Origin of the sequence: Pseudomonas sp. R62, assembly GCF_000257605.1 — a bacterium.
GTDB lineage: Bacteria > Pseudomonadota > Gammaproteobacteria > Pseudomonadales > Pseudomonadaceae > Aquipseudomonas > Aquipseudomonas atacamensis.
On sequence record NZ_AHZM01000828.1, the window covers coordinates 1 to 1994 of the forward strand.

General features: G+C 61.0%; 2 protein-coding genes. Both read left to right on the forward strand.

What is annotated here, in order from left to right:
- Positions 1-8 precede the first annotated feature (8 nt).
- Positions 9-1100 carry a lactonase family protein gene (locus tag OQK_RS00320; RefSeq protein WP_081489809.1) on the forward strand — a complete coding sequence of 364 codons (1092 nt, stop codon included), beginning with the start codon at positions 9-11 and terminating at the stop codon, positions 1098-1100.
- 118 nt (positions 1101-1218) lie between these two features.
- Positions 1219-1994, forward strand: a 776-nt coding sequence (locus OQK_RS00325; RefSeq protein ID WP_016770607.1) for an MFS transporter, incomplete at its 3' end; no start/stop codon positions are given.

Here is a 1994-nt window from a genome sequence, read left to right on the forward strand (position 1 = left end):
CTTCAGCTCTGAGCGTGACGGCCAACGCCGCTACCTACGCTTACATTTCAAGCCCCGGCGACGGTCTGATCTCGCAGTATCGCCTTGATCAGAGTAACGGCGCACTCACCCTTATTGAACAGGTTCAGGCCGGTGATCAGGTCAATCCCATGGCGCTCACCCCGGACGGCAAAGTGCTGTTTGCAGCCTTGCGCGTCAAACCTTTTCAGGTGCTGGGTTACCGGATCGATCGCCAAAGCGGTCGCCTGACAAAATTCACCCAAGCGCCCCTGGCAGAGAGCATGGCCTACCTGTCGACCGATCGAAAAGGTCGCTACCTGCTCGCCGCGTCCTACGGCGCCGATACCCTCAGCGTTCAAAAGATCGGCGAAGATCATCAACCTTCCGCCAACATCCTGCGCTACCCGACCGGCCTGCATGCCCATTCGATTCGCACCGAGCCGAGCAATCGCTTTGCCTATGCCGGCAACCTGGGCACCGACAAGGTGCTGCAATATCGCCTGGACGCCAAGACTGGCGAGCTCAGCCCGATCGGCAACGGCTCGGTCAGCGTTCCGGAGAAAACCGGCCCCCGGCATCTGGCGTTCTCGCCGAACGGCAAATTCCTTTACGTCGTCGGCGAAATGAGCGGCACCGTGACTGCGTTTTCAATCGACGAGGCCAGCGGCGCGTTGACTCGAATCGCTGAAACCAACGGCATTCCCGAGCGATTGAAGCTGGCCCACGGCGAAGTCCGTGATGCGCGCAACAACGACTTGAAAGACGACCCGACCCGGCGCATCTGGGCTGCCGACCTGCGCATGTCGCCGGATGGAAAACTGCTGCTGATGAGTGAGCGCACCAGCAGCAGCGTTTCGGGATTTGCCGTGGATCCGGCAACCGGAGCACTCAAGTTCCTCGATAACTACCCGGTGCAAGAACAGCAACCGCGAAATATCGCCTTCTCCCCCGATGGCCACTGGCTGCTGGTGACGGGCGAGAAAAGCGCCAAGGTCGGTACGTACGCGGTGAGCAAGGATGGCGCGCTGAAGCGTGTCGGTGAAGCGGCCTCCGGCAAAGGCGCATTATGGATAGAAATACTGCAAACGCCTGACGCTTGAATACCTGCGGAGCAGCAACTGCTCCGCCGTTCTGCAACTAATCGCCCGCCGCTTCGGTCATTAGGTTTGCCGAGGTTGATACATTTTCGCAGACCTCACTTTCAAGAGACTGCCCCCCGTGATCAGCCATCTCGATCGCCGCAACAACCGCTCGCTGGACAGTCTGAATTTCTTTCTCGCCGATGTCCGCGACGGCCTCGGGCCGTACCTCGCCATCTACTTGCTCGCCGTGCACCACTGGGACCCGGCCAGCATCGGTGTGGTCATGACCCTCGCCGGCATTGCCGCGCTGGTCACGCAGACGCCCGCTGGTGCGCTGGTTGACAGCAGCCGGGCGAAACGTGCGCTGATCATCATCGCCGCGCTGTTGGTGACGGTGAGTTGTCTGCTCCTGCCGTTCATTTCGTCATTCAGTCTGGTGGCGTTGACTCAGGCTTTGAGCGCTGCGGCAGCATCTATTTTTGCCCCGGCGATTTCCGCGATCACCCTGGGCATCACCGGCCCGCGAGCATTCACCCGGCGTACCGGTCGCAACGAGACGTTCAACCACGCCGGCAACGCGTGCGCGGCGTTATTGGCCGGTTTGTTTGCGTATCTGTTCGGTCCGGTGGCGGTGTTTTATCTGATGGCGGTCATGGCGCTGGCCAGCGTGATTGCCGTGCTGTTCGTCTCGGCCGAGGCGATTGATCACGATGTCGCGCGCGGCCTCCAGCCTGGCGATCAAAGCCATCAGCCGTCCGGATTCAAGGTACTGCTGAGCAATCGCCCGTTGCTGATGTTTGCCCTGTGCTGCGCGCTGTTCCACTTGGCCAACGCGGCGATGCTGCCGCTGGTGAGCCAGAAACTCGCCCAAGCCAACTTGCACATGGCCACGCCGCTGACGTCGGCGTGCAT